General features: G+C 71.4%; 20 protein-coding genes, 4 tRNA genes and 1 pseudogene. 16 read left to right on the forward strand and 9 right to left on the reverse strand.

The window, feature by feature from the left end; all coding sequences use genetic code 11:
• Positions 1 to 314 precede the first annotated feature (314 nt).
• From IOE58_RS05185 to IOE58_RS05210, 7 genes and pseudogenes are all read left to right on the forward strand, one after another.
• Entirely contained in the window at positions 315 to 2,156 is a 1,842-nt protein-coding gene (locus tag IOE58_RS05185) for an ABC-F family ATP-binding cassette domain-containing protein (protein ID WP_193865337.1), read from the forward strand.
• Between the two features lie 128 nt (positions 2,157 to 2,284).
• Positions 2,285 to 3,571, forward strand: coding sequence for an O-acetylhomoserine aminocarboxypropyltransferase/cysteine synthase family protein (locus IOE58_RS05190; RefSeq protein WP_193865338.1), 1,287 nt, complete (start codon positions 2,285 to 2,287; stop codon positions 3,569 to 3,571).
• Between the two features lie 198 nt (positions 3,572 to 3,769).
• Complete coding sequence (locus IOE58_RS05195) at positions 3,770 to 4,411, forward strand: HAD family hydrolase (protein WP_348981876.1); 642 nt, start codon at positions 3,770 to 3,772, stop codon at positions 4,409 to 4,411.
• Positions 4,412 to 4,482: 71 nt separating this feature from the next.
• Positions 4,483 to 4,913, forward strand: a pseudogene (locus tag IOE58_RS05200) (HAD hydrolase-like protein); the annotation flags it as partial.
• 9 nt (positions 4,914 to 4,922) lie between these two features.
• Positions 4,923 to 5,081: an HAD family hydrolase gene (locus IOE58_RS14235; protein WP_228019036.1), complete on the forward strand. Its 159-nt coding sequence runs from the start codon at positions 4,923 to 4,925 to the stop codon at positions 5,079 to 5,081.
• Between the two features lie 67 nt (positions 5,082 to 5,148).
• A complete protein-coding gene (locus IOE58_RS05205) occupies positions 5,149 to 7,068 on the forward strand; it encodes a thioredoxin-like domain-containing protein (protein WP_193865339.1) in 1,920 nt (639 codons plus the stop codon).
• Positions 7,069 to 7,420: 352 nt separating this feature from the next.
• Positions 7,421 to 9,709, forward strand: coding sequence for a pyrophosphatase (locus IOE58_RS05210; protein ID WP_193865340.1), 2,289 nt, complete (start codon positions 7,421 to 7,423; stop codon positions 9,707 to 9,709).
• Between the two features lie 82 nt (positions 9,710 to 9,791).
• On the opposite strand, the gene IOE58_RS05215 is transcribed toward IOE58_RS05210, so the two are convergent.
• A complete protein-coding gene (locus IOE58_RS05215) occupies positions 9,792 to 10,364 on the reverse strand; it encodes a TetR/AcrR family transcriptional regulator (protein WP_193865341.1) in 573 nt (190 codons plus the stop codon).
• Positions 10,365 to 10,558: 194 nt separating this feature from the next.
• A tRNA-Gly gene (locus IOE58_RS05220) sits at positions 10,559 to 10,629 on the reverse strand.
• A gap of 100 nt (positions 10,630 to 10,729) precedes the next feature.
• Here IOE58_RS05220 and dcd point away from each other — a divergent pair.
• A complete protein-coding gene (gene dcd, locus IOE58_RS05225) occupies positions 10,730 to 11,326 on the forward strand; it encodes a dCTP deaminase (protein ID WP_193865342.1) in 597 nt (198 codons plus the stop codon).
• Positions 11,323 to 12,126: a hypothetical protein gene (locus IOE58_RS05230; RefSeq protein WP_193865343.1), complete on the forward strand. Its 804-nt coding sequence runs from the start codon at positions 11,323 to 11,325 to the stop codon at positions 12,124 to 12,126. Before dcd ends, IOE58_RS05230 begins: the two co-directional genes overlap by 4 nt.
• A gap of 96 nt (positions 12,127 to 12,222) precedes the next feature.
• On the opposite strand, the gene IOE58_RS05235 is transcribed toward IOE58_RS05230, so the two are convergent.
• Positions 12,223 to 13,731, reverse strand: coding sequence for an MFS transporter (locus IOE58_RS05235; protein ID WP_228018944.1), 1,509 nt, complete (start codon positions 13,729 to 13,731; stop codon positions 12,223 to 12,225).
• A gap of 167 nt (positions 13,732 to 13,898) precedes the next feature.
• Between IOE58_RS05235 and IOE58_RS05240 the strand changes: the two genes are divergently transcribed.
• From IOE58_RS05240 to mnhG, 6 genes are read left to right on the forward strand one after another with little or no spacing between them, the layout of a single operon-like run.
• Positions 13,899 to 16,823, forward strand: a complete 2,925-nt coding sequence (locus IOE58_RS05240) for a Na+/H+ antiporter subunit A (protein WP_228019047.1) — start codon at positions 13,899 to 13,901, stop codon at positions 16,821 to 16,823.
• Positions 16,813 to 17,625, forward strand: coding sequence for a Na(+)/H(+) antiporter subunit C (locus IOE58_RS14765; RefSeq protein WP_348981878.1), 813 nt, complete (start codon positions 16,813 to 16,815; stop codon positions 17,623 to 17,625). The genes IOE58_RS05240 and IOE58_RS14765 overlap by 11 nt, the downstream gene beginning before the upstream one ends.
• Positions 17,626 to 17,627: 2 nt before the next feature.
• Complete coding sequence (locus IOE58_RS05250; protein ID WP_193865388.1) at positions 17,628 to 19,181, forward strand: Na+/H+ antiporter subunit D; 1,554 nt, start codon at positions 17,628 to 17,630, stop codon at positions 19,179 to 19,181.
• Positions 19,181 to 19,717, forward strand: a complete 537-nt coding sequence (locus tag IOE58_RS05255) for a Na+/H+ antiporter subunit E (protein WP_193865345.1) — start codon at positions 19,181 to 19,183, stop codon at positions 19,715 to 19,717. Before IOE58_RS05250 ends, IOE58_RS05255 begins: the two co-directional genes overlap by 1 nt.
• Positions 19,714 to 20,172: an MrpF/PhaF family protein gene (locus IOE58_RS05260; protein ID WP_193865346.1), complete on the forward strand. Its 459-nt coding sequence runs from the start codon at positions 19,714 to 19,716 to the stop codon at positions 20,170 to 20,172. The genes IOE58_RS05255 and IOE58_RS05260 overlap by 4 nt, the downstream gene beginning before the upstream one ends.
• Positions 20,169 to 20,756, forward strand: a complete 588-nt coding sequence (gene mnhG, locus IOE58_RS05265; RefSeq protein WP_193865347.1) for a monovalent cation/H(+) antiporter subunit G — start codon at positions 20,169 to 20,171, stop codon at positions 20,754 to 20,756. Before IOE58_RS05260 ends, mnhG begins: the two co-directional genes overlap by 4 nt.
• 80 nt (positions 20,757 to 20,836) lie before the next feature.
• Here mnhG and IOE58_RS05270 read toward each other — a convergent pair whose 3' ends face one another.
• The 4 genes from IOE58_RS05270 to IOE58_RS05285 form a co-directional block, all read right to left on the reverse strand.
• Entirely contained in the window at positions 20,837 to 22,507 is a 1,671-nt protein-coding gene (locus tag IOE58_RS05270; RefSeq protein ID WP_193865348.1) for a formate--tetrahydrofolate ligase, read from the reverse strand.
• Between the two features lie 145 nt (positions 22,508 to 22,652).
• Positions 22,653 to 22,725 (reverse strand) — tRNA-Phe (locus IOE58_RS05275).
• 244 nt (positions 22,726 to 22,969) lie between these two features.
• A tRNA-Asp gene (locus IOE58_RS05280) sits at positions 22,970 to 23,043 on the reverse strand.
• A gap of 148 nt (positions 23,044 to 23,191) precedes the next feature.
• A complete protein-coding gene (locus IOE58_RS05285; protein ID WP_193865349.1) occupies positions 23,192 to 23,554 on the reverse strand; it encodes a metallopeptidase family protein in 363 nt (120 codons plus the stop codon).
• Positions 23,555 to 23,676: 122 nt separating this feature from the next.
• Here IOE58_RS05285 and IOE58_RS05290 point away from each other — a divergent pair.
• Positions 23,677 to 23,749: transfer RNA gene (locus tag IOE58_RS05290), tRNA-Glu, on the forward strand.
• Positions 23,750 to 23,761: 12 nt separating this feature from the next.
• On the opposite strand, the gene IOE58_RS05295 is transcribed toward IOE58_RS05290, so the two are convergent.
• Positions 23,762 to 24,445: a response regulator gene (locus IOE58_RS05295; RefSeq protein ID WP_193865350.1), complete on the reverse strand. Its 684-nt coding sequence runs from the start codon at positions 24,443 to 24,445 to the stop codon at positions 23,762 to 23,764.
• A complete protein-coding gene (locus IOE58_RS05300) occupies positions 24,427 to 25,557 on the reverse strand; it encodes a sensor histidine kinase (protein ID WP_348981879.1) in 1,131 nt (376 codons plus the stop codon). Before IOE58_RS05300 ends, IOE58_RS05295 begins: the two co-directional genes overlap by 19 nt.
• Between the last annotated feature and the right edge of the window lie 33 nt (positions 25,558 to 25,590).

Below are 25,590 nucleotides of genomic sequence, written 5' to 3' on the forward strand. Positions count from 1 at the left end.
CGGCGCGGGTGCGCCTGCGAGGTGCCGTGAGCTGGTGCCTGGTGCCTGGAGCCCCGTGCCTGGTGCCTGGTGCCTGGTGACCTGAGCCGGTTACGGGCGAGTACGTTCCAGCTCCTGGAAGCTGACCGCCCGGTACTGGGCTGGAGAGGGGGAAGCGCTGGAGGCGGCGCATGACGTCGAAGCCTCGGCACGGGAATGCCGAGGCCCCGGCGTGGAAAACAGGTGGTGTGCGGCCTCGGCGCCTCACTACACTGACCGCATGCGCATCTGATCAGCCCCGAACCCGACCGACCTTCGCGTCCAGGAGCTGATCCATGCCCTCCCATTCCTCTGCCGCCTCATCGGCAGGCGCCCCCGCCGCCCGCAGCGCGTCGACCTCGAACCCGGCTGCCCGCGCCGACGCAGGCGCCTCCGGCCTCCATCTGCGAGCCGACGGCATATCCCTGTCCTACCCGGATCGTCGAGTGCTCACCGACGTCGATCTGGTCGTGCCCGCCGGCCGGCCCACGGGGTTGCTGGGGGAGAACGGCAGTGGCAAGACCACCCTGCTGCGGATCCTGGCCGGGCAGCTGAGCCCCGATTCCGGCACCGTCATCGTCCCGAAACCGGTGGGCCTGCTCCACCAGGAGCTCCCCTTCGCGGGGACGACCACGCTGGCCGAGGTGGTGGAGGATGCCCTTTCACGATCGCGGCGACTGGAACGCGAGCTCACCGCGGCAGGGGAGGCCCTGGCCGAGGCGCACCCGTCGGCGGACGAGGCGCACCCGTCGGCGGATGAGGCGCACCCGTCGGCGCCTGCGCGGCATGGCAGCCCCGCCGCAGGGTCCACCACAGCCCCGACCCCCGCTCAGACCGCCCAGCTGTACGACCGCCTGCTCGCCGAGGCCACCCTCGCGGACGTGTGGAACGCCGACCGACGCACTGAGGACGTGCTGCACGGCCTCCACCTCGACGACGTGCCGTCCACCACCCGGCTCGAGGAGATCAGCGGCGGGCAGCGCGAGCGACTGGCCCTCGCCCACCTGCTGATCGCCCGCCCCACCACGAGGCTGCTGGACGAGCCCACCAGCCACCTCGACGACGACGGTGCCGCCTTCCTCGCCGCCGCAGTGCGTGCCCACCCGGGGCCCGTGCTGATCGCCAGCCACGACCGCGCCTTCCTCGACGACGCCACCGCCGCACAGCTGGACCTCGATCCGGCCGAGGCCCCGCTTCGCACCCCCGTCGGCGGCCTCACCTCCTACACGGGAGGCTTCAGCGACTACCTGCTGGCCCGCATGGACGCCCGAGAGCGGTGGGAGCAGCGGTTCCGCCGCGAGCAGGACGAGCTGGACCGCCTGCGAGAGGCCGTCAAGGACGCCGCCCAGGTGGGACACGCAGGTCGCGGGCCCCGCACCGAGGCCAGGGCCTCCAAGAAGTTCTACGCCGACCGCAACGCCAAGACCGTCTCCCGCCGCCTGCGGGATGCCCGCGCCTGGCTGGAGCAGTTGGAGGACGAGCAGGTGCGCAAGCCCCCGGCCGAGCTGCCCTTCACCCGCCTGCCCGTCGCTACGGGCGGTGCGGGCACCGTGCTGCTGGCGGCCACGCAGGTCGCGGTCGAGGACCGGCTGGATCCCGTCTCGCTGTCCCTCTCGGCAGGGGAGAAGCTGCTGATCACCGGAGCGAACGGGAGCGGGAAGTCCACCCTGCTGGACGTGCTCACCGGCCGGCTCCAGCCCACTACCGGATCCGTGTCCAGGCCCCGCAGCCTGCGGATCGGATACCTGGGACAGGACGACGAAGCGATCCCCGGCCGTACCGTCCGCCAGCACCTGGGGGCCGCCGCGAGTGCGGGGGAGGGGGCTGACGCCGCGGCGACAGAGCCCGATCCGGACTCCCGGGAGGTGCCCGAGCTGTTCGGACTGGTCCACCCCCGCGACCTGGACCGCCCGCTCGAGCTGCTCTCCCGCGGCCAGCTGCGTCGGGTGATGCTGGCCGGCCTGCTGCTGGAGGGGCCCGAGCTGCTGGTGCTGGACGAGCCCACCAACCACCTGGCCCTGGTCACCGCCACCCGGCTCGAGACCGCACTGCAGGAGTGGGGCGGCGCGGTGCTGATCGCCTCCCACGACCGTTGGCTGCGCAGTCGCTGGCAGGGAGAGCTCCTGGCTCTGCACTGACCGGGCTGCCACACACGTTCACGTTCCTGCCGTGCCGCGCCCGCTCTGCGGCACCCTGGCCGCACGGACCGTCGCGGGCCCCTGGCTCCTGCGACCGTCGAGCGCCCACCGATCCCCAGGAGGACCCCATGGCCGAGCCGCCCCTGAAGTTCGAGACCCTGGCCATCCACGCCGGGCAGGAGCCCGATGCCGCGGCCGGCTCCCGCGCCCTGCCGATCCACCAGACCACCAGCTTCGTGTTCCCCAGCGCCGAGTCCGCAGCGGACCGCTTCGCGCTGGCCGAGGCCGGCCCCATCTACACCCGCATCACCAACCCCACCCAGGGCGCCGTCGAGGACCGCATCGCTGCGCTCGAGGGCGGCGCCGCAGGCCTGCTGGTGGCCTCGGGGCAGAGCGCCATCACCCTGGCGATCCTGAACCTCGCCGGGGCCGGGGACTCGGTGGCTCTCTCGCCCAGCCTGTACGGCGGCACCTTCAACCTGTTCAAGCACACCCTGTCCCGCCTGGGCATCACCCCGCAGTGGGTCGAGGACCCCACCGACCCGGAGTCCTGGCGGGCCGCGGCCGATGACACCACGCGCGCCTTCTTCGCCGAGACCATCCCCAACCCCAAGCACGACATCCTCGACATCGAGGCCGTCGCCGGCGTCGCCCACGAGGTGGGGGTGCCGCTGGTGGTGGACAACACGGTGGCCACCCCCTACCTGCTGCGCCCCCTCGAGCACGGGGCCGATGTGGTGGTCCACTCCGCCACCAAGTTCCTGGGCGGCCACGGCACCTCGATCGCCGGGGCCATCGTGGACGGCGGCAGCTTCGACTTCACCGCCCGCGCCCAGAAGTACCCGCAGTTCACCCAGCCCGACGAGTCCTACAACGGTCTGGTGTTCTCCCAGGTCCCCGCGCCCTTCGCCACCCGTGCCCGCACCAACCTGCTGCGGGACATCGGCCCGGCGATCTCCCCGTTCAACGCCTTCCTGATCGGTCAGGGCCTGGAGACGCTGCCGCTGCGCATGGACCGCCATCTGGACAACGCCCGCGCGGTCGCCGAGTTCCTCGAGGCCGATGACCGCGTCCAGTCCGTCACCTGGGCCTCCCTGGACTCCTCCCCGTACAAGCAGCTCGCCGACAGGTACCTGCCGCGCGGCGCCGGCAGCGTACTGGGGTTCGTGCTGCCCGGGGGGATCGACGCCGGCAGGCGCTTCGTGGACGCCCTGACCCTCCACTCCCACGTGGCCAACATCGGCGATGTGCGCTCCCTGGTGATCCACCCCGCCTCCACCACCCACTCCCAGCTCAGCGAGGCCGAGCACCGCGCCGCCGGCATCGAGCCCGGGTTCGTGCGGCTCAGCGTGGGAATCGAGCACATCGACGACATCCTCGCCGATCTGGAGCGGGGCCTGGCCGCCGCCGGCTGAGCCGCGTCCAACGGCCGCGGGCCGCTGGCTGAGCACCCCGGTCAGGGCGGCTGGATACGCTGGGCGCATCATGCACAGCGAACCCTCCGCCCTGACCGACGCCTCTCCTGCCGGTGCCCCGCTACGGACCAGCCCGGCTCGGCGCCCCTGGCCCCGTCCCCGCTGGACACCTGGCCCCCCGCCTGGACGCCCGCGGCCGTGGTCTTCGACTGCGACGGCATGCTGGTGAACACCGAGGCCGCCTGGGTGGAGCTGCAGGACGAGTACCTGGCCCGCCACGGCGCCGCCTTCGACGAGGAGACCCGCCGCTCCATCACCGGCCGCGCCGCCGAGGTGGTGATCGCCGCGATCGCCGAGCTGATCGGCAAGGACCCCTCCGTGGTCACCGAGGAGCTGCTGCTCGCTCACCGCACTGCTCGCCGGGAGATCCGCATGGTGCCGATGGCCGGGGCGTACGAGACCGTCAGGGCCGTCGCTGCGGTGGTCCCCGTGGCCGTGGCCTCCAACTCCCCGCGCGAGGAGCTGCAGCACAAGATCGACGAGCTGGGCCTTGCCGAGTTCGTCACCGCACAGGTGGCGGTGGAGGACGTCGCCGCCCCCAAGCCCGCCCCGGACATGTATGTCCAGGCGGCCCGTCTGCTCGGTGCGGACCCGGCCGACTGTCTCGCCTTCGAGGACTCCGAGACCGGCGCCGAGGCCGCACTCGGAGCGGGCATGCAGCTGATCGCGGTGCCGTCCCTGCCTGGGCAGGACCCCCGCGCGCCGCGCCGCCTCACCTCCCTGGAGGACCCGGTGCTGCGCAACTGGATCGCCGGCTGGACGGGGAAGGACCCGCGGTGACCGGCATCCACCGCTTCCGGGAGGCCTTCGGCGACTGGACGCCGCAGGCCGTCGTGTTCGACTGCGACGGGATGCTGCTGGACACCGAGTCCATCTGGAACCGCGCCCAGGCCGCTGTGGTCGAGACCGCCGGTGCCCGCCTGAGGGCTGAGGACCACGAGCACCTGCACGGCTCCACCATCGAGGTGGCCGCCGAGATCATCGCCGAGCGGGCCGGCGCCCCGGAGCCCGAAGTCCTGGCGCAGCTGCACGAGGCCTTCGACCGGGAGCTCGCCGTCGGCATCCGCGCCATGCCCGGCGCGACCGCGGCGGTGGAGGCAGCCGCCGCCCGGGTCCCGCTGGGCTGCGCATCCAACTCCTGGCTGGAGGCCCTCGAGGGCAAGCTCGCCGCCGGCGGCCTGCGGGAGCACTTCACGGTGCTGGAGGCCTCCGACACCGTGGCCCGCCCCAAGCCCGCCCCGACATGTACGCGGCCGCTGCCCGTGCTCTGGGCGCCGAGCCGCAGCACGCCCTGGCCTTCGAGGACTCCGGCACCGGGGCCCGGGCCGCCCGCGATGCCGGACTGCGCCTGATCGTCGTTCCCACCCCCAGCACCCGGGCGCCCTCGGCGGATCTCGCGCTGACCACGCTCGAGGACCCCGCGCTGCTGGAGTGGATCGCCACCTGGTGAGCACGCGCGGACCGGCGGATCTCACGCGGACTGGCATCGGTGCGCCGCTGAGGTGTTCACTGGCCCCATGACCACTCCGGCCGATCCCTCTCAGCCCCTCACCGCCCGTGCTCACGGCTCGCCCCTGCGCGGCCGTTCCTGGCTCAACACCGGCGGGGTGGAACTGGACCTCGAGGACCTGCGCGGCAAGATCGTGCTGCTGGACTTCTGGACCTTCTGCTGCGTGAACTGCCTGCACGTGCTGGACGAGCTGCGACCGCTGGAGGAGAAGTGGTCCCAGGAGCTCGTGGTGGTCGGCGTGCACTCCCCGAAGTTCGAGTTCGAGAAGGACCCCGAGGCGCTGGCCGACAACATCGAGCGCTACGAGGTCACTCACCCCGTGCTCGATGATCCGGAGCTTCGCACCTGGAGCGAGTACGGGGCCCGCGCCTGGCCCACCCTGATGGTGCTGGACACGCACGGCCGCATCGCCGGGAACCTCTCCGGCGAGGGGCACGCCGCCAACCTCGACGCCCTCATCGAGCGCCTGGTCGCCGAGGGCGAGGCCGATGGCTCCCTGCGCCGCGGGCCCGCCCCCACGGTGCTGACCGAGCGCACCCCCCAGACCCTGCGCTACCCCTCCAAGGTCGCGGCTCTCCCCGATGGCCGCCTGGTGGTCTCCGACGCGGGCCAGCACCGCCTGGTGGTGTTCCGTGCCGACGGGCTCACCGTGGACGAGGTGATCGGCGAGGGCGTGCGCGGCCATCGCGACGGTGAGGCCGAGCAGGTGCGCTTCGCCGAGCCCAACGGGGTGCTGGTGCTGCCCGAGGAGGTGGCCGCCGAGGTCGGCTACGACCTGCTGGTGGCCGACACCGCCAACCATCTGCTGCGCGGCGTGCGGCTGGGGCAGGACCGCCTGCTGCGGGCCCGCACCGCCACCGAGGTGGTCACCGTCGCCGGCAGCGGCGGCCAGTGGATGCAGGGCCGGCCCCTGCCCCGCGGTGAGGGCGATCCGCGCACCTTCGACCTGTCCACCCCCTGGGACCTGGCCTGGTCCGGCGTTCTGAACCGCGCGGTGATCACCATGGCAGGCATCCACCAGATGTGGATGTTCGACCCGGTCACGCAGGGTCTCGCGGTGCTCGCCGGCACCACCCAGGAGGGTCTGGTGGACGGGCCCGTGGTGGGCTCGTGGTGGGCCCAGCCCTCCGGTGTGGACGAGATGGCAGACGGCCGGCTCGTGATCGCCGACTCCGAGACCTCCGCCGTGCGCGTGCTGGACCCGCGGGCCATGCGCGTGAGCACCCTGGTGGGGGAGGGCTTGTTCGACTACGGCTACGTCGACGGCGCCGCCGCCACCGCGCGCCTGCAGCACCCCCTGGGGGTGACCGTCCTGCCCGACGGCCGCATCGCGGTGGCCGACACCTACAACGGCGCCATCCGGGTGATCGACGAGCACGGCGCCGAGGACGGCACCGCCACCGTCGTCACCGTCGCCACCGACCTGCGAGAGCCCTCCGACGCCCTGGTGGGGCCCCCGGTGGACGGCATCGGGCAGCTGATCGTGGTGGAGTCCGGCACGCACCGGCTCACCTGGGTGCCCGTGGCCAAGGCCGCCGAGCGCGTGATCGACGAGGGCGCCCAGCGCTCCGAGCGCCCGGTGACCGAGGTGGGCCCTGGCCCGCTGCGGATCCGGGTGCTGTTCACCCCGCCCGAGGGCCACAAGCTCGACGACTCCATGGGGCCCTCCACCCAGGTGTCGATCACGACCTCGCCGGCGAGCATGGTGCGCGCGGGGGCCGGTACCAGGACCGAGCTGGAGCGGGTGCTGGAGCTGGACCCCTCGATCACCGAGGGCGTGCTGCACGTCAACGCCCGCGCCGCCTCCTGCGACGCCGATCCTGCGGTCGAGTTCCCCGCCTGCCACATGCACCAGCAGGACTGGGGCGTGCCGATCCGCGTGGTCGAGGGCGGCCCTGACCATCTGGACCTCTCCCTGCTCGCCTGACCTGCCGTCATCGGCCCCGCGCGGGCCGCTGGCCTCTCCCCCCGGACGGAAGCGCCTTCGTGGATCTCATCACCCAGTACCCCCTCGGGGACGACATCGCCGTGACCCTGCTGGTCCTGGCGGTCCTCTCGATCATCGCCCTGGTGGCGGGGGCCATCGTCCCCACCCGCCTGCGCAGACCGGCTCGCCCGGCCGCGAGGACCGGCCGTCGCCGCAGCGAGGACCCGGATGTCGAGAATCCCGACGACCGGGACCCCGACGTCGGGATCCCGACGACCGGGACTCCGACGTCGAGGACCTCGACGACGCGGGAACGGACGGGGACGAGGATCTCGAACAGGGCGAGGCCCTCGTGGCGGACCCCGACTTCCGCGACCTCGCCGCCGATCCCGGTCTGGCGCGGCGCCTGGGCGCACAGCTGTCCACTGTCGCGTCGGTGACCGTCGCGGTGGGCATCCCCGCCCTGGTGCTGGCCTACCTGGTGCCCGGATCCACCGACCAGCGCCTGCTGCGCTCCGCGATGCTGCTGGCCGGTCTGCTGCTGGGCCCGCTCGCCGCCTGGCGGGGCGTGGCCCTGCAGATCGCCGCGCTGTCCATCGGCCCCAGCCGGCGCGAAGCGCTGCTGGGTCGCCTGGGTGCTCTCAGCGTGACCGGCGCCCTGGCCCTGGGTGTGCTGCCGGTGGCGATCGCGGTGTGGTTCCTGCGCGAGCAGGCCGGCAGCGCCCTGGTGGCCCTGGCTGGTGGCGCTGCGATCGGGGCCCTGGCCGTGCGGGTGTGCTCGGCCCCCCTGGAGACCGTGGGTGCGGCCTCCGCGGTGCTGGTGGGCACGGACGAGAACGATCTGGAGCCCGACGGCGAGGACAACCTCGGTGCCGAGCACCTGCTGACCGCCCGCATCATCCGCCACGGAGGCGGGCGCGCCGCTGACCTGGTGCTGCTGACCACCGCTCTGGCCGCCGGCGGGATCCTGCTCGGCGTCCCGGTCCTGGCGGGCGAGGGGATCCTGGTGGTGCTGCTGGGCCTGGGGGCTGCCATGCTCACCGCGGCCGCCGCCGCGGTGGTCCCGCATCGGATGAATGATGGCCAGGAGCGCACCGGGCTCCGGATGGGCGGGCTGATCCCCGCCGTGCTGAGCGGTGCGCTCACGGTGGCCGCGGCCGCGCTGTGGCTGCCCACCCAGTACAAGTCCCTGCGCTTCGACCACGTGGGGATGAGTGAGTTCACCGATCCGGCCGTGGCCGGCCCCCAGCCGTTGCCGCGAGAGGAGATGGTGCCGCAGATCGAACAGGCCACCCAGGACATGGGCCAATGGATCTCCGTCACGGACGACTCCCGCGACGCCGGCGCCTTCCTGGACGTGCTGACCCTGCACACCGTGTCGCCGAGCGCCGTGGTCGCCGGCGCGATCGGAGCCGGTGCACTGGCCGCCCTGCTGGCCCTGTTGCTGCTGGATGCCACGGCCGACCGCCGCGGCGAGACCGCGCTGCGTGCGGCCCGCACCAGCCGCACCGGGGGTGCGCTGGGTGCCACCGCGGCCTTCGGCGCTACTGCTCTGAGCGCCGCGCTCGCCCTGGCGCTGCTGCTGGGCGTGCTGGGTGTGCTCAGCGTGCTCAGCGCCGGTGTGCCGGGCCTGGCCCTGGCCCTGCTCGCGTACAGCGGCCTGGGTGCCCTGGTGGTGACGCTCGGCTTCGCGGGCTCGCTGGCCGCCCCGGCTCTGCTGGATGACCCGGGCACCGAGCCGGCTGCACGGGAGGCCGCGGCCTCGGCCGGCACCGGTCCGCGCAGCGCTCTGCTGCTGGTGGCCGCCCTCGCCGCGCTGCCCCTGCTGGGGCCGGTGGTCACCGCTCTGCAGGCGGCCCCTCGGGCCGCCACGGTCTGGGAGGACCGTGCCCTGCACGCCCTCACCCCGCAGGCCCTCCCGCTGCTGGCGGGCATAGGCATGGGCGTGGTGACCGTGCTGCTGGTCATCGCCTCGATGCTCGACGCATCCCGACGGGCAGGCGCCGCTGCAGTGGTCGAGACCCGCGCCACCATGCTCAGCGACCGTGAGCACGTGCTGCTGGATGACCTGACCTACGGGCTGCGACGCTCCGCGCTGACGCCGCTGACGGTGGCGCTGCTGATGCCGGTGGTGGCGGGCTTCGGCCTGGGGCCGGCCGCCCTTCCCGGCTTCGTGGCCGGCCTGGTGCTGACCGCAGCGGGCCTGGGGCTGTGGTCCCATGGCGCGGCCTCCGCGATGCGCTCGGCCCTCGACCTGATCTCCGCGGGCCGCTACGGCGGCCCCGGCTCCTGGGGCCACTCCGGTGCGCTCTCCGGAGCGGTGCTCACGGGGGTGATGCGCTCCAGCATCGGCGCCGTCGCGCCCGCCCTGATGCTCGCCGGTGCGCTGACTGCTGCCATCGCCGTGCCCTCGCTGGTGTCGATGGTGGCCGACGACTCCAGCCCGTTCCTGCGCTGGGGCGTGGCCGTCATCGCGCTGGTGATCGCCGCTGCGGTGTGGGTGGCCTCGGCCGCCGCACCCGAGGTGGACCTCGAGGACGAGCTGGAGGACAGCTCCAAGCCGCTGTTCGCGCGCCGCGATGAGGACGACCGCGAGCTCACGCTGGACGCGATGAGCTGGGAGGACGACGACAAGCGCTGAGACCGCCCGGACCGGGCCGGGCCCCATCGGCCCTGCCGCTCGGGGCCCTCGACGGCCCCGAGGCTCCGGTCAGGGGAGTGGTTCAGGCCTCGACGCCCAGGCCCCGCAGCACGAAGGCCTCCAGTGCATCCTGATCGAAGCGTCCCGGTGCCGTGCCGATCAGCAGACCGTTGACGATCCGCACGGTGGCGTCGAGATCGAGGTCCGCAGCGAAGTCACCGCTGTCGATGCCGGCGCGGATGATCCGTCGCAGCACGTCCTCGATCAGCACCACGTGGTCCCGCAGGCGGGCCGCCGTCTCCGAGGTGAGGCGGTTGCGGCTGACCGAGTGCGGCATGTGGAAGGAGACCGTCAGCTGCAGCTGGGTGCGCACGTACTGCAGCACCGCCTCCCTCGGGGTGGCGGCCTGAACTCCGGCCTGCAGTTGCGCGATGTAGCCGGAGGTCTCGTGCATCGCGTACTCGACCAGCAGGGTGTCCTTGTCCGGGAAGTGGTTGTACATCGCGGTGCGACCCACCCCCGCGGCCCCGGCGATCGAGGAGAACGTGATCTGCTCGAACGTCTGGTCCTCCAGCAGCTCGTCCAGAGCCTGGAAGATCTTCTCGCGTGTGCGCTCGCGGTGCTCCTCGAGCGAACCGCCGATGATCTTGGGCATGGCACATTATTACACCGTGACATATCGGCGTCGGAACCCTGAAGGTCCCGCGCAGAGGTCCTGGGCCCTGCGGTCCCGGGTCCTGTGGTCCCGCTCAGTTCACGCAGTCAGCGAGCCCCATGGAAAGACGAGCCCCATGGAAAGAACTGGGTCGCGACATCGTCTGTCAACGATGTCGCGACCCAGGACACGAGAGCGGGTGACGGGAATCGAACCCGCGCTGTCAGCTTGGGAAGCTGAAGTTCTACCATTGAACTACACCCGCGAACGCCGTCCATCATAACCCCATCGCGGGGTGCTCCCTGAACATGGGCGGGAGTGGACTCTCCCCTGACGTTCCCGGAATCCGGGGCTAGGCTGGGCTCGTGCTGCTGAGTGATCGTGACATCCGTGCCCAGATCGAGGCCGAGCGCGTGCGGCTGGAGCCCTTCGACGCCTCCATGGTCCAGCCCGCCTCCGTGGACGTGCGCATCGATCGCTTCTTCCGCGTCTTCGACAACCACAAGTACGCGATGATCGACCCGGCCACGGAGCAGGCCGAGCTCACCCGCGAGATCGCCGTGGATCCCGAGGAGGCGTACATGTTGCACCCCGGGGAGTTCGTGCTCGCCTCCACCTACGAGCAGATCACCCTGCCCGATGACATCGCAGCCCGCCTGGAGGGCAAGAGCTCCCTGGGCCGCCTGGGGCTGCTCACCCATTCCACCGCAGGCTTCATCGATCCCGGCTTCCAGGGCCACATCACCCTGGAGCTGTCCAACATGGCCACCCTGCCGGTGGCCCTGTGGCCGGGCATGAAGATCGGCCAGCTGTGCTTCTTCCAACTGTCCAACGCGGCGGAGCGCCCCTACGGCAGCGAGGGGAACCTCAACCGCTACCTCGGTCAACGCGGCCCCACCCCCTCGCGCTCGGCCCTGAACTTCCATCGCACCCGGATCCCCGTGGAGGACGAGCAGGCATGAGCACCGATCTCACCTCCCACCGCGTCCAGCTCCCCCGCGACACCGATCCGGCCGACGTGTACGCCATGGTGCGCAACCTGCGCCCCCATGCCGTCCTCGAGGACGACGGCAGCATCGACCTGGGGCAGGACGCCCGGCTCGTTCCCGACAGGGGCCCGCGCGGTGCCGGCCGCTGGGACCTGGAGGTGACCCGGGTGCGGGAGGACCCGGCCCCCGAGGGGCTGGGCGACTCCCACGGGTATGCCCGCGCCTTCCCGGAGGGCCTGCCCTTCGGGACCGAGCGCTCCGCCCTGGACCTGGTGTGGTCGCTGGGCCGGCGCCTGTACGGCGCTGTCGTGACCGATTCCGGGGTGCGCCTGGAGCCGCATCCGTACCACGTGCGAGACCTCACCGTGGTCAGCCCCCACGCCCTGGCGCCGGAGTCCCTGGCCCAGCTGCTGGCACCGCTGGAGCCCGAGGCCGAGCTGGACCAGGTGCCCGAGGAGGCCGACGCCGCAGGGTACAGCATCACGATCCCCGCCGATGGCGAGGACGTGATCAGCCTGCGGGTGGGTCGCAGCGCGCGCCCGGTGGCCCTGCAGCAGCTGAGCTGGCTTGACGAGGCGGTGGACTACCAGCTGGTGCACCTTCCGGCCGATGAGACCGAGGACTCCCTGGAGTCCCCGGACGCCGAGACCACCGAGCGCTGGGCGGGGGTGTACCGCCGGATCGGGCTGATCGCCGGGCTGCTGGTGGAGACCGTCGGCGGCTACGTCGTGGACCTCGAGGGCTTCCTGGTCGACCCCGACGATCTGGCCTGACCCGCCTGATCCGCGCGACCGGCTCGCCGACGCGTTCAGTCGCGACCGGCTCGCCGTCGCGCTCGGCATGGTGGTGGCGCCGGCCGACCGGTCCGATCAGCCCGCGCTCGCGGGCGTGCCGTCGGCCTTGGCGGCCCGGCCCGCCGCCCCCAGCGGGATCGGGAAGAACGCCAGCAGGCCCAGGGCCATCACCAGCACGATCCCCAGGATCCCGGTGCGGGTGTCCCCGGTGATCCACACCGTCAGCGCGAAGGCGCCGGTGCCCAGGAAGCCCAGCGCCCGGCCGGTGGTGGCGTACAGGCCGAAGTTCTCGGTCTCCCGGCCGGGCCGGGAGAGCCGCGTGAGAAGGTTCCGGGACGCGGACTGCACCGGCCCCACGAACAGGCAGATCGCCAGGCCGGCCACCCAGAACACGGCGGTGGAGCCGAACGCCAGCACCACCAGGCCCAGCACGATGATGCCGATGCAGCCGCCGATGATCACCGGTCGCGGGCCCACCCGGTCGTCGATCCGGCCGCCCATGAACACGCCGATGCCGGCCACCAGGTTCGCGATGATGCCGAAGATGATCACTTCGACGGTGGAGAAGCCGTACGCGTTGGCCGCCAGCACGCCGGCGATCGAGAACACCGCCCCCAGGCCGTCGCGGTAGATCGCGGAGGCCACCAGGTACAGCAGCATCGCGGGCTCCTCGCGGAAGGCCCGCTTCACGTGCCGCGCGATGCTCACGTACCCCTGCACCGGGGTCCATCGCGCGCCGGGGGTGCGGGCGTGGTGACGGGGTGCCCAGATCATCAGCGGCAGGGTGCCCACCAGGATCCAGATCGCCACGAAGACAGGGATGGCGCGCAGGTTCCAGCCGTCGTCCCCGGTGATGCCCAGCAGCCCGGTCCCCGGCATCACGAACAGCACCAGCACCAGAGCCAGGCACACGATGGAGCCCCAGTAGCCCACCGCCCATGCGGTCCCGGAGACCCGGCCGCGGTTGGCGGGGGTGGAGATCTCCGGCAGCACCGAGTTCACGAACACCCCGGCCAGCTCGCTGAACACGACCGCCAGGGCGATCAGCACCGCCCCCAGGATGAGGAAGTCCGAGTCCAGCGCCACCATCGGCATCAACGCGATCACCACGACGGTGGCGAGGGTGGTGATGCGCAGCAGGGCGTTGCGGGCACCCCCGGAATCCGCGAGGTTTCCCAGCAGCGGGGCCAGCAGGGCCACCGCCACCGCACCGATCGACTGCCAGGTGGTCAACATCTGGGAGCCGTGGTCCTGTGCCGCCTTGATCGCCTCTTCGCCCACCGCGCCCTCGGCGGCGACCGCGCTGGCCACGTAGGTGGCGAACACGAAGGTGAGGATCACCGAGCTGAAAGCGCTCATGCCGCCGTCCCAGGCGGCGAAGGAGACCACCTGCGTGCGCAGGGTGCGGCGGTCGACGGCGGTGCCCGGGGCCGCGCGACGGGGGTCGGCCTCGACAAAGGCGCGTGTGCCGGGAGCGGCAGCATCGTGCAGGGCGTCGGGGGAGGAGTGCGGGGAGGAGCGGGCGGAGGAGGAGAAGGACGGGGAGAGCCGGTCACCGGGGTCCCGGTCCGCAGTGGGGGCCATGGGACCACTCTACGAAGATCAGAGCGCTCCGCCATGCAACTGCGCACGTCCCGGCACAGCCTGGATGTGACCTAGTGCCGCGACCTCAGGATTCCGACAGGTCCTCCCGTAGGATGTACTCGGCCCATCCCCCTTCCCGCACCCAGGACGGAGACCGCGTGTACACGATGCTCCTCGCCCACCTGGTGGCGGCGATCGCGGGTCCGCTGCTGGTGCGCGCGATGGGCCGCAACGCGTTCTTCCTGCTGGCGCTGGTGCCCGGCGCCTCCGCGGTGTGGCTGGCCACCATCGACCCGCTCTCCCTGGCCGATGCGCCCCGTGAGGTCGTGACGCCATGGATCCCCGCCTTCGGGATCGAACTGGCCTTCCGCCTGGACCCGCTGAGCTGGGTGATGGCCATGATCGCCACTGCCATCGGCGCGCTGGTGATGCTGTACTGCGCCCGCTACTTCAAGGACACCGAACCCGGGCTGGGACGCTTCGCCGGTGTGCTCACCGCCTTCGCGGGGGCCATGATCGGCCTGGTCCTGGCGGACGACGTGATGATGCTCTACGTCTTCTGGGAGCTCACCACGGTCTTCTCCTACCTGCTGATCGGCCACTACCAGGACAAGCAGTCCTCGCGGCGCGCGGCAATGAACGCGCTGATCTCCACCACCGCCGGCGGTCTGGCGATGCTGGTGGGCCTGCTGATGTTCGCGCAGGCCGCCGGCTCCATGCGGATCTCGGCGATCATGGCGGCCCCCATCTGGGAGGGTGCCGGGCCGTTCCTGATCACCGCGATGCTGCTGGTCCTGGCCGGCGCCCTGTCGAAGTCCGCACTGGTGCCCACGCACTTCTGGCTGCCCGGTGCGATGGCTGCTCCCACCCCGGTCTCCGCCTACCTGCACGCGGCCGCGATGGTGAAGGCCGGCATCTACCTGATCCTGCGCCTGGCACCGGCGATCGCCCCGCTGGAGGCGATCAGCATCGTGATCGCGGTGCTCGGTGCCGCGACCATGCTGCTGGGCGGCTGGCGTGCGCTGCGGCAGACGGACGTCAAGCTGCTGCTGGCCTACGGCACCGTCTCCCAGCTCGGCTTCCTCGCCGCCGTCTCCGGCCTGGCCACCGACGATGCGGTCCTCGCGGGGGTGGCGATGCTGATCGCCCACTCCGTGTTCAAGGCACCGCTGTTCATGGTGGTCGGCATCATCGACAAGAAGTTCGGCACCCGCGATCTGCGGATGCTCTCCGGCGTGGGGCGCGCTGCCCCCGTGGTCGCGATCATCGGCACCATCTCGGCGGCCTCCATGGCCGCTGTGCCCCCGCTGTACGGCTTCGTGGCCAAGGAGGCCATCTACGCGGCCCTGTGGGAGGCCGGCACCTGGCAGCGCGCCCTGCTGATCGCCCTGGTGGCGGGCTCCATCCTCACCGTCGCCTACTCCTGGCGCTTCGTGCGCGGCGCCTTCGGCCGCGCCCCCGGTGCGCCTTCGGTCGCCACCCCCGAGATCTCCCCGCTGTACTGGCTGGCCCCGGCACTCATCACCCTGGGCAGCGTGGGCCTGCCCTTCGTGGCCGGTGACGTGGAGAAGGTGGCCGGGAGCATCAGCGCGGGTCTGCCCGGTGCGGGGGAGGGGATCCACCTGGTGGTGATCCCGCACCTGGGCGTTCCGCTGCTGCTGTCCGCCCTGACCCTGGGACTGGGCGCGCTGCTGTGCGTCCTGGCCCGGCCGATGGAGAGGCTGCAGAAGGCCGTCTCGCCCATGACCTGGGGCCGCGACGGCGTGGAGGACTGGGTGGATGCCGAGCGCGGCTTCCGGCGCCTGATGCGCGGGGTCGACAAGCTCGCCATCGCCGTCACCCCCCTGTTCCAGCGCGGCTCCCTGCCGTACACCCTGGGCACCATGCTGCTGGTGCTGATCCTGCTGGCCTCGCCGATCACCATCGCCCGCTCCCCGGTGCCGGACAACCTGGTGCTCTTCCACCACCCCGCCGAGCTGCTGATCCTGCCCGTGGCGGTGGCAGCAGCGATCGGCGCCGCCCGCTCCCGCAGGCGACTGCGGGCCGTGTTCCTGATCTCCGTGACCGGCTACGCGGTGGCACTGCTGTTCCTGGTCGCCGGCGCGGTGGACGTGGCCACCACCCAGGTGCTGGTGGAGACCGCCCTGACCGTGGTGCTGGTGCTGGTGCTGCGCCGCCTGCCGATCCACTTCTCCCGCAGGCCGCTGCGGATCGGGGCCCTGGGTCGGTGGGGGATCGCCATCGGCACCGCGGTGGTGCTGTGCGGCGGTGCGCTCTACGCCGCCGATGCCCGTTACCAGGCGCCCCTGGGACCGCAGCTGATCGAGCCCGCCTACGAGGTCGGCGGCGGCCACAACGTGGTCAACGTGGCCCTGGTGGACGCCCGCGTGTGGGACACCATGGGTGAGATCGGCGTGCTGCTGGTGGTCGCCACCGGCGTGGCCTCCCTGATCTTCGTCACCCGCCGCGAGCAGGGCATCTCTCGGGTGCGGGACCTGGATGCCGACACCTCCATCTGGAGGCGCCGGGCCGATGCCCCGCTGCCGCAGAACGCCCTGAACTTCGACGCCCGCCCCGATGAGGTCACCGGGTCCAACCGCTGGCGCACCTGGCTGTCGGCCGGACTGACCCTGGCCCCGGAGCGCCGCATGGTGATCCTCGAGGTGGTGACCCGCCTCGGGTTCCCGCTGATCATGCTGTTCTCGGTGTACCTGCTGATGGCAGGGCACAACTACCCCGGCGGCGGCTTCGCCGGCGGTCTCGTGGCAGGCCTGGGCCTGGCCCTGCGGTACCTCGCCGGTGGCCGCTACGAGCTCTCCGAGGCCGCCCCCGTCCAGGCCGGCTTCGTGCTGGGCCTGGGCATGGCCATCGCCGTGTCCGCCTCCGTGCTGCCCCTGCTGTTCGGCGGCACGATCTTCGCCACCGCCACCCCCGTGGTCCATGTGCCGGTGCTCGGCGAGCTGGAATTCCCCAGCGCCCTGATCTTCGACATCGGCGTGTACCTGGTGGTCGTGGGCGTGCTGCTGGACTTCCTGCGCTCGCTCGGCGCCCAGATCGACCAGCAGCAGGAGGTGGAGAACGATGTCCGTTAGTCTCGCGCTGCTGCTCACCGCCGGGGTGCTGATCGCGTGCGGCGTGTACCTGGTGCTCGAGCGCACCCTGACCCGCATCATCCTGGGCTTCCTGCTGCTCTCCAACGGCGTGAACCTGCTGTTCGTGGTGGCCGCCGGCCCGCCCGGCAAGCCCCCCTTCGAGGGCACCGCCGACCCGTCCGAGATGAGCGACCCGTTGCCGTTCGCGATGGTGCTCACCGCCATCGTGATCTCCATGGGCGTGACCGCCTTCGGCATGGCCCTGGCCTACCGCGCCTGGCAGCTGTTCGGCCACGACGAGGTCCCCGACGACGTCGAGGACCGCCGCGTGCTGCGCCGCAGCCGCCGCCGCGCAGGCGAGGAGAAGCTCCCCTGGGCGCAGGCCCTCACCGAGGAGTCCCGGCGCGGCGCACTCATGCAGTCCCAGGGCTTCGCACCCGCGGAGGACGAGACGCTGGGCTCGGACCTCTCCAGCGCCGAGGACGTCCCCCAGGACCACACCGAGGCCGACGAGGGCGAGGCCCGGCCCGCTCCCAAGCCCGAGAGGGCCGCCGCCCGGGCGGAGCGCGGCCGTGCCCGCACCGCCACTGCGGACGCCCACGAGGTGCCGCACGGCCACGCGGGCCTCGAGGCGCCGCGGGCGCATCCGGCCGACGAGGACCACACCGCGCCGCCGACCGGGGGAGAGACCACCGTCCCGGGCACCGGCCCGGTGACCGACTCCGATGACCATCTGGGCGGGCACACCCAGTACGACACCCAGCACCACGACGGACGCGACGACGGGAGGGAGAAGCCGTGAGCATGGAACTGCTGCTGGCCCTCCCTGTGCTGCTGCCCCTGGGCGGCGCCGCGGTCACCCTGCTGCTGCGCCACCACCTGCGGATCCAGCTGTGGGTGACCATCCTGACGCTGCTGGTGAACTTCACCGTGGCCCTGGTGCTGGCCTACTACGTCAACGCCGAGAGCGTGCTGGTGCTGCAGATCGGCAACTGGACCCCGCAGCTGGGGATCGTGCTGGTGGCAGACAGGCTCACGGCGCTGATGCTGGTGGTCTCCACCTTCGTCACCTTCGCGGTGCTGATCTACTCAAGCGCCCAGTCGGTCAGTGAGAACACCGCCCGCACACCGGTGGCGATCTACCACCCCACCTACCTGGCGCTGGTGACGGGCGTGTCCATGGCGTTCCTCGCCGGCGACCTGTTCAACCTGTACGTGGGCTTCGAGGTGCTGCTCTCGGCCAGCTATGTGCTGCTGACCTTGGGCGGTTCCGCGTCCCGGATCAGAGCCGCCACGACGTACGTGATCGTCTCGCTGCTCAGCTCGGTGATCTTCCTGTCCGGCATCGCGTTCATCTACGCCGCGGTGGGCACCGTGAACATGGCCGAGCTGGCGGTGCGGCTGGACGTGCTGGAGCCGGGCACCCGGATGGCGCTGGAGCTGGTGCTGCTGGTGGCCTTCGCCATCAAGGCCGCGATCTTCCCGCTGAGCGCCTGGCTGCCGGACTCGTACCCCACCGCTCCCGCGCCGGTGACCGCCGTGTTCGCGGGCCTGCTGACCAAGGTGGGCATCTACGCGATCCTGCGCCTGGAGACTCTGCTGTTCCCCGCCTCGCAGATCTCGAACCTGCTGCTGGCGGCCGCCGGGCTGAGCCTCCTGATCGGCATCCTGGGTGCCGTCGCACAGACGGACCTGAAGCGCGTGCTGTCCTTCACGCTGGTCTCCCACATGGGCTACATGCTGTTCGGCATCGGCCTGACCACCGAGCTGGGCATGGCCGCCACCATCTACTACGTGGCCCACCACATCACCGTGCAGTCCACGATGTTCCTGGCAGCCGGGCTGATCGAGCACCGGGGCGGCACCACCAACCTGATCCGCCTGGGCGGGCTGGCGAAGCTCGCCCCCGTGATCGCGATCCTGTTCTTCATCCCCGCGATGAACCTGGCCGGCATCCCGCCGTTCTCCGGCTTCATCGGCAAGGTGGGCCTGATCCAGGCCGGCATCGAGTACGACAGCACCGCCGCGTGGATCCTGATCGTGGTCAGCGTGCTCACCAGCCTGCTCACCCTGTACGCGATCGCCAAGATCTGGAACCGTGCGTTCTGGCAGGAGCCCGATCAGGACGTCCTGGAGAACGACAAGCCGATGCCGAAGGTGATGATCGGCGCCACCAGCGCCATGGTGGCCTTCTCGATCGCCCTGACCGTCTTCGCCGGCCCCATCATGCGCTACGCCGACGAGGCCGCCGAGGCCGTGCTGGAGCGCAAGCCCTACGTCAGCGCCGTGCTCGGTGACGAAGCGGCCGACCAGCTCGTCTACCACATCGGCTCCGAGGGCCAGAAGGTGGTGGAGTGATGAAGCGCCGCTTCCTGGACCTGCCCAAAAACTGGGTGGGCCTGCTGGTCTCCGTCACGTTCTGGTGCATGCTGTGGGGCGGTGTGGACCTGAAGAACGTGCTGGGCGGCGTGCTCGCGGCGACCCTGGTGTTCGTGCTGTTCCCGATGCCGCCCACCGGGCACGAGATCACCCTGCGCCCCCTGCGGTTCCTGTACTTCGTGGGCGTGTTCCTGTTCGACATGGTGAAGTCGGCCATCGAGGTGTCGTGGTACTCGATCCGGCCCGCGCCCCAGCCGCTGAACTCGGTGATCGCCGTCAGACTGGCCTCCCGGTCCGACCTCTTCCTCACGGGCACCGGCATGCTCTCCACCCTGATCCCGGGGTCGGTGGTGGTGGAGGCGCAGCGCGCCACCGGCACCCTGTTCCTGCACGTGATCGCCGCGGAGGACGAGCAGCAGGCCGAGCAGGCCCGCCAGAGGGTGCTGGAGCAGGAGAAGCGCCTGCTGTGGGCCCTGGCCCGGCGCGAGATCCTGGAGGAGGCGGGTCTGCGATGACGCCGTTCGAGATCGTGCTGCTGGTGTGCGGTGCCGTGCTCGCCGTGACCACCGTGTCCGTGGTGTACCGCATGATCGTGGGTCCCACCATCCTGGACCGCGCCGTCTCCACCGACGTGCTTGTGGTGATGGTGGTGATGGCGATGGCGCTGCACACCGCGCACACCCGGGTCGAATGGGCCGGACCGGCCATGCTCTCCCTGACCGGGCTGGCCTTCATCAGCACCGTCACCTTCGCCCGCTTCGTGGCTCGTGAGGCGGCCCCGATCGGTCGCGAGAGGTCCCAGGACAGCGAGGAGCCCGAGACTACCACCGGCCCCTTGGAGGCCGTGCACCTGCACCGTGCCGATGGCGGGCCGGACGACACGCTGCGGCGGGACGAGAGCACCGGGCGGTCGGACGAGAGCACGGGGAGCACGGAGAGCCCAGCCACGGGCGAGGAGGCAGCACGATGACCGTCCTCGAGATCCTCGCCAGCGTGCTCATCATCGCCGGCACGGTGCTGGCCGTGATCGCCGCGATCGGCCTGAACAGGTTCAGCGATGTGCTCACCCGCATCCACTCCGCCTCCAAGCCCCAGTCCCTCGGGCTGATGCTGGTGCTGGCCGGGGCGGCGCTGGCCGCCGGTTCCTGGTCGCTGGCCGCGATGATGCTGGTGGTGATGCTGGCCCAGATGACCACGGTGCCCGTGGCCAGCGCGATGGTGGGCCGCGCAGCCTTCCGGCGTGGCTTCGTGCGCGGCGGGCAGTACGCGGTCGACGACCTCACCCCGCGCATGGCGGACCCCGACGACCAGGACGACGACGAGGACGGCTTCATCGACGAGGGCTTCGACGACCACGAGGGCCTCACCGGCGGGGAGGACCGCTTCCCGGAGAACGTCGTGGACACCGGCTCGCCCGACACCGATCTCAGCCTGCCCAACTGGGAGGAGCCGGAGGCCGGTGCGGGCGCCCACGACGACGACGGTCTGGACGTGGACCTGGCGGATGAGACCGAGCGGGAGGCCGAGGAGGTCGCCGAGCGGGACCGCCGGTGAGCCGGGCCCTGCTCGGGCGCATGCGCAGTGCGGCCCCGCCCCGCCGACGTGGGACGGGGCCGGCGCAGCCGGGGAGCGGGTCAGAACAGGCCGAATGCCTCCCCGTCGTCGGTGACGCCCATGCGCAGTGCGGCTGGCTCCTTGGGCAGCCCGGGCATGGTCATGATCGACCCGGTCAGGGCCACCACGAACCCGGCGCCGATCCGCGGCACCAGGTCCCGCACGTGCAGCACGTGCCCGGTGGGCGCTCCGAGCGCCCTGGGGTCGTCGGAGAACGAGTACTGGGTCTTCGCCACGCACACCGGCAGCTTGTCCCAGCCGTTCTTCTTCAACGTGCGCAGAGCCGCCGGGGCCTTGTCGGAGAACACCACGTCCTCGGCGCCGTAGATCTCCCGTGCAAGGGTGCGCAGGGCCTCCTCGACACCGACCTCCGGGTCGTAGAGGTGGTGGAAGTCGGTGCTCTCCTCGATCGCGGCGAGCACCTCGTCGGCCACGGCGAGGCCGCCCTCGCCGCCCTTGGCCCACACCTCGGACAGTGCCGCCCGGAAGCCCTGCTCCTTCGCCCATTCCAGCACGGCATCCAGCTCGGCCTCGGTGTCGGTGGGGAAGCGGTTCAGGGAGATCACCGGCTCGATGCCGAACTTGCGCAGGTTCTGGACGTGGCGGGCCAGGTTCTCGGTGCCCTTGAGCGTGGAGTCGATGTCCTCGGTGGCGAGGTCCGCCTTGGCCACACCGCCGTGCATCTTCAGGGCGCGCCCGGGGGCCACCACCACGGCCGCATCCGGCCGCAGGTCGCCGAAGCGGGCCTTGATGTCCAGGCACTTCTCGGCACCCAGGTCGGAGCCGAAGCCGGCCTCGGTGACGGTGATCTCGGCCAGGGACAGGGCCAGGCGGGCCGCGGGTAGGGAGTTGCAGCCGTGAGCGATGTTGGCGAAGGGGCCGCCGTGCACCAGGGCCGGGGTGCCGCCCAGGGTCTGCACCAGGTTCGGCATCAGCGCGTCCTTGAGCAGCAGGGTGATCGCGCCCTCCACCTTCAGGTCGCGCACGGTCACGGGTGAGCGGTCGTAGGTGAAGCCCACGACGATGTCGCCGATGCGGCGGGAGAGGTCCTCCAGGTCCGTGGCCAGGCACAGGATCGCCATGATCTCGGAGGCCACCACGATGTCGAAGCCGTCCTCGCGCGGCACGCCCTGCGCGGGGCCGCCCAGGCCGATCACCGTCTGGCGCAGGGCGCGGTCGTTGACGTCCACCACGCGCTTCCACTGGATGCGGCGCGGATCGATGTTCAGCTCATTGCCCTGATGGATGTGGTTGTCCCCCAGCGCCGCCAGGGTGTTGTTGGCGATCTGGATGGCGTGGAAGTCGCCCGTGAAGTGGAGGTTGATGTCCTCCATCGGCACCACTTGGGCGTGACCGCCGCCGGTGGCGCCTCCCTTGATCCCCATGATCGGGCCCAGGGCCGGCTCCCGCAGCGCCACCATGGTGCGCTTGCCCTTCAGCGTGAAGGCGTCCGCCAGGCCCACCGTCGTGGTGGACTTGCCCTCACCGGCGGGAGTGGGGGACATGGCCGAGACCAGCACCAGCTTCGAGTTGCCCTGGCCCTGGTCGATCTTGCGGATGTCGACCTTCGCCTTGTACGAGCCGTAGGGGATCAGCGCCTCGGCGGGGATGCCCGCCCTCTCGGCAATGTCCTGGATGGGTTCGAGGGTCGCGGCCTGGGCGATGGCAAGATCCGGGCTCTCGGCTGACATCGGTGTCGTCCTCCACAGTGAGTCAGGTGGGGCCCCGGTGAGCGCCGGGGTGCAGATCACACTGTACGGCCCGAGCCCCGGTCACGGGGCCGTACCGGCGGCTTCGGCAAAGAGAAGACCCCCGCCGGGGCGGGGGTCTTGAGAGTGGCTCCGACCGGCGTCGATCCGGTGACCTTTCGATTTTCAGTCGAACGCTCTACCAACTGAGCTACAGAGCCGTGACCACCGTGAAGCGGCCGAGGACCAGGGTAACAGTGCCAGGTGGGTGCGCCCAACCAGGTGGGGCCGGTGAGAGGCACGCCACGAGGGCACCGGGCGGGCCAGGCACGGGGGAGCGGGGCCCGGCCGATGCGCAGGGACGGACCGTGGACGACCTGTCCCGGTGACGGCTGGGCCGGGGGCAGGAGGTTCACGGGAACGGCGAAGGCCCCGGAGCTGAACTCCGGGGCCTTCGCGAGGGGGCGACCCTGACCGGGCTTGAACCGGCGACCTCCGCCGTGACAGGGCGGCACTCTAACCAACTGAGCTACAGGGCCTGACCGTCGATCCTGATCCCCACCGCAGTGGTTCTCGCCGATCGACCTGGACAACTCTACCGGAGGTTTCGGGGGCTCGTGCACACTTCGGCTGTGAGCCGCCTCGCACCTCTCGACTCCGGTGCCGACGACGGACTCACGCCTGCTCTCAGGCCCAGCCGAGCTCGTGGAGCCTCGCATCGCTGATGCCGAAGAGGTGGCCCAGTTCGTGCAGCACCGTCACCGCGATCTGCTCCACCAGCTCCTCGCGGGTGGCGCTCACGCGCTGCAGGGGACCGCGGTAGATCAGGATCCTGTCCGGCTGCGCGTACCCGTCGAACACACTGCGGTGGTCCAGGGGGATCCCCTCGTACAGTCCCAGCAGCTCGGTGCCGTCCGGCTGCGGATCCGGCTCCTCCTCGACCAGGATCACGACGTTGGAGCGAGCGATGGCCTCCGCGATCTCCTCGGGCAGGGAATCCAGGGCGTCATCCACCGCCTCCTCGAACTCGCTGCGACTGATGCGGACCATGCCACCATCGAACCACGGTCGCCGGATCGCGGCGGTGTCGGATGCACCGCACCTGCCCCGTGCCCGTTCGCGCAGGCGGAGGCGCGGCAGGTATGCTTCCCGGCGGGCATTCTGTGCCCAGGGCCCCCATCGTCTAGCGGCCCAGGACACCGGCCTTTCACGCCGGCGACACGGGTTCGAATCCCGTTGGGGGTACTACGCTCCGCCTCAGAGGGGAGGCTGGTCGATGTCGGTCAGCCCGGCCTCGTGGGCGATGATCGCGATCTGCACCCGATTGGTGCAGTCCAGCTTGGCGAAGATCTTCGAGACGTGGGCCTTCACCGTGGCCTCGCTCATGAACAGCCGCATCCCGATCTGGGTGTTGGACAGCCCTGCCCCCACCGCACCGAGCACTTCGGTCTCCCTCTCGGTGAGCAGTTCCAGGCCCGGGTGCGTGTCCTGCCGGGTGCCGGGGTTCGCGTCGGAGAAGTGGGAGAGCATCCGCCGGGTCACGGCGGGGGAGAGCATCGCGTCCCCCGCGGCCACCACGTGCACCGCTCGGATCAGGTCCTGGGGCGGGGTGTCCTTGAGCAGGAACCCGCTGGCGCCGGCCTCGAGCGCCCGGAACACGTACTCGTCCATGTCGAACGTGGTGAGCATGATGATGCGGGGGGCACGGGGCAGCGCCGAGACCGCCTTGGTGGCGGCGATGCCGTCGAGCCCGGGCATCCGTACGTCCATCAGCAGGACGTCGGGCCGGTGCTTCTGCACCAGCGGGACGGCCTCGGAGCCGTCGCCCGCCTGCCCCACCACCTCGATGCCCGGATCCGCGCCCAGGATCATTGCCAGTCCCGCTCGCACCAGGGAGTCGTCGTCGACCAGCCCCACGCGTGTCACGCCGTCGCCGGCCATGGGATCACCGCCTTCACTTCGAAACGTCCGTCATCGGTGGGGCCCGAGGCGATCGTCCCCCCGGCGTGCAGCACGCGGGTCTCGATGCCCGACAGCCCCATCCGCGCCCCCGGGAGGTCCGTGGTGAACCCCACGGGAAGAACATTACTGACCTCGATCACCAGGTCGGTCCCAGGCTCGCCGATCAGCGCCACCCGGGCCTTGGTGTGCCGGGCATGCTTGTGGATGTTGGTCAGGCCCTCCTGCACCACCCGATAGGCGGTGCGCGCCATCTGGTCCGGCACCGGGTCGTCGATGAAGTCGAACAGCTCGATGGAGATCCCCGCCGACTGCGATGTCACCACCAGCTCGCGCACGTCGTCCCAGGTGGGCTGGGGCGCCAGCGGTGCCCCCTCGTCCTCGCTGCGCAGCACCCCCAGCACCTCCCGCAGCTCCGAGAGGGCCGTGGTGGCCGTCTGCCGGATCAGCCCCACGGATTCGACCACCTGCTCCCGCTCCAGGTTGGGGTTCACCTCCAGGGCGCCCGCCTGCAGGGCCACCAGCGAGATCTTGTGGGCCACGATGTCGTGCATCTCGCGGGCGATGCGGGTGCGCTCGGCCCGACGCGCCTGGTCCTGGGCCTCGGCGCGACCCTGCTCCGCCTCCTCCGCACGGCGGCGGAGCTGTGCCATCAGCTGCCGGCGGGTCTGGGTGTACATCCCGATCGCCACGGTCGAGGCCACCAGGAAGAAGACCAGGGCGATCGCCTGCCCGGTGCGCTCGGGCAGCAGGTCCGGGTAGGGGGGCACCACCGTGACCGCCACTGCCAGCAGCCCCACGAGCACCGTCATCAGCCGGCTGCTGCTGCGCGTGGCGAAGCAGTAGGTGGCGATGATCAGGATGGAAAGGGAGGCGACCACGGCGTTCAGCAGGATCAGCAGCGGCAACAGCCAGCGCCAGTGCCGGTGCCGGGCCAGCAGCAGTGAACCGACCACCGCGATCCCCACCGCCTGGGCGAGACGCCACGGGTCCCCGTCGGCGACCAGCGCCATGAAGACCGCGTCGGCCGCGACGGCCAGCAGGATCAGTGCCTCCTGCCATCGGTGCCTCAGCGGCCGTCCCTGGTCATCCACGCGGTCACTGTATCCGCGTGACCAGTCGGCCAG

Origin of the sequence: Brachybacterium epidermidis (assembly GCF_015209585.1) — a bacterium.
Classification (GTDB): domain Bacteria; phylum Actinomycetota; class Actinomycetes; order Actinomycetales; family Dermabacteraceae; genus Brachybacterium; species Brachybacterium epidermidis.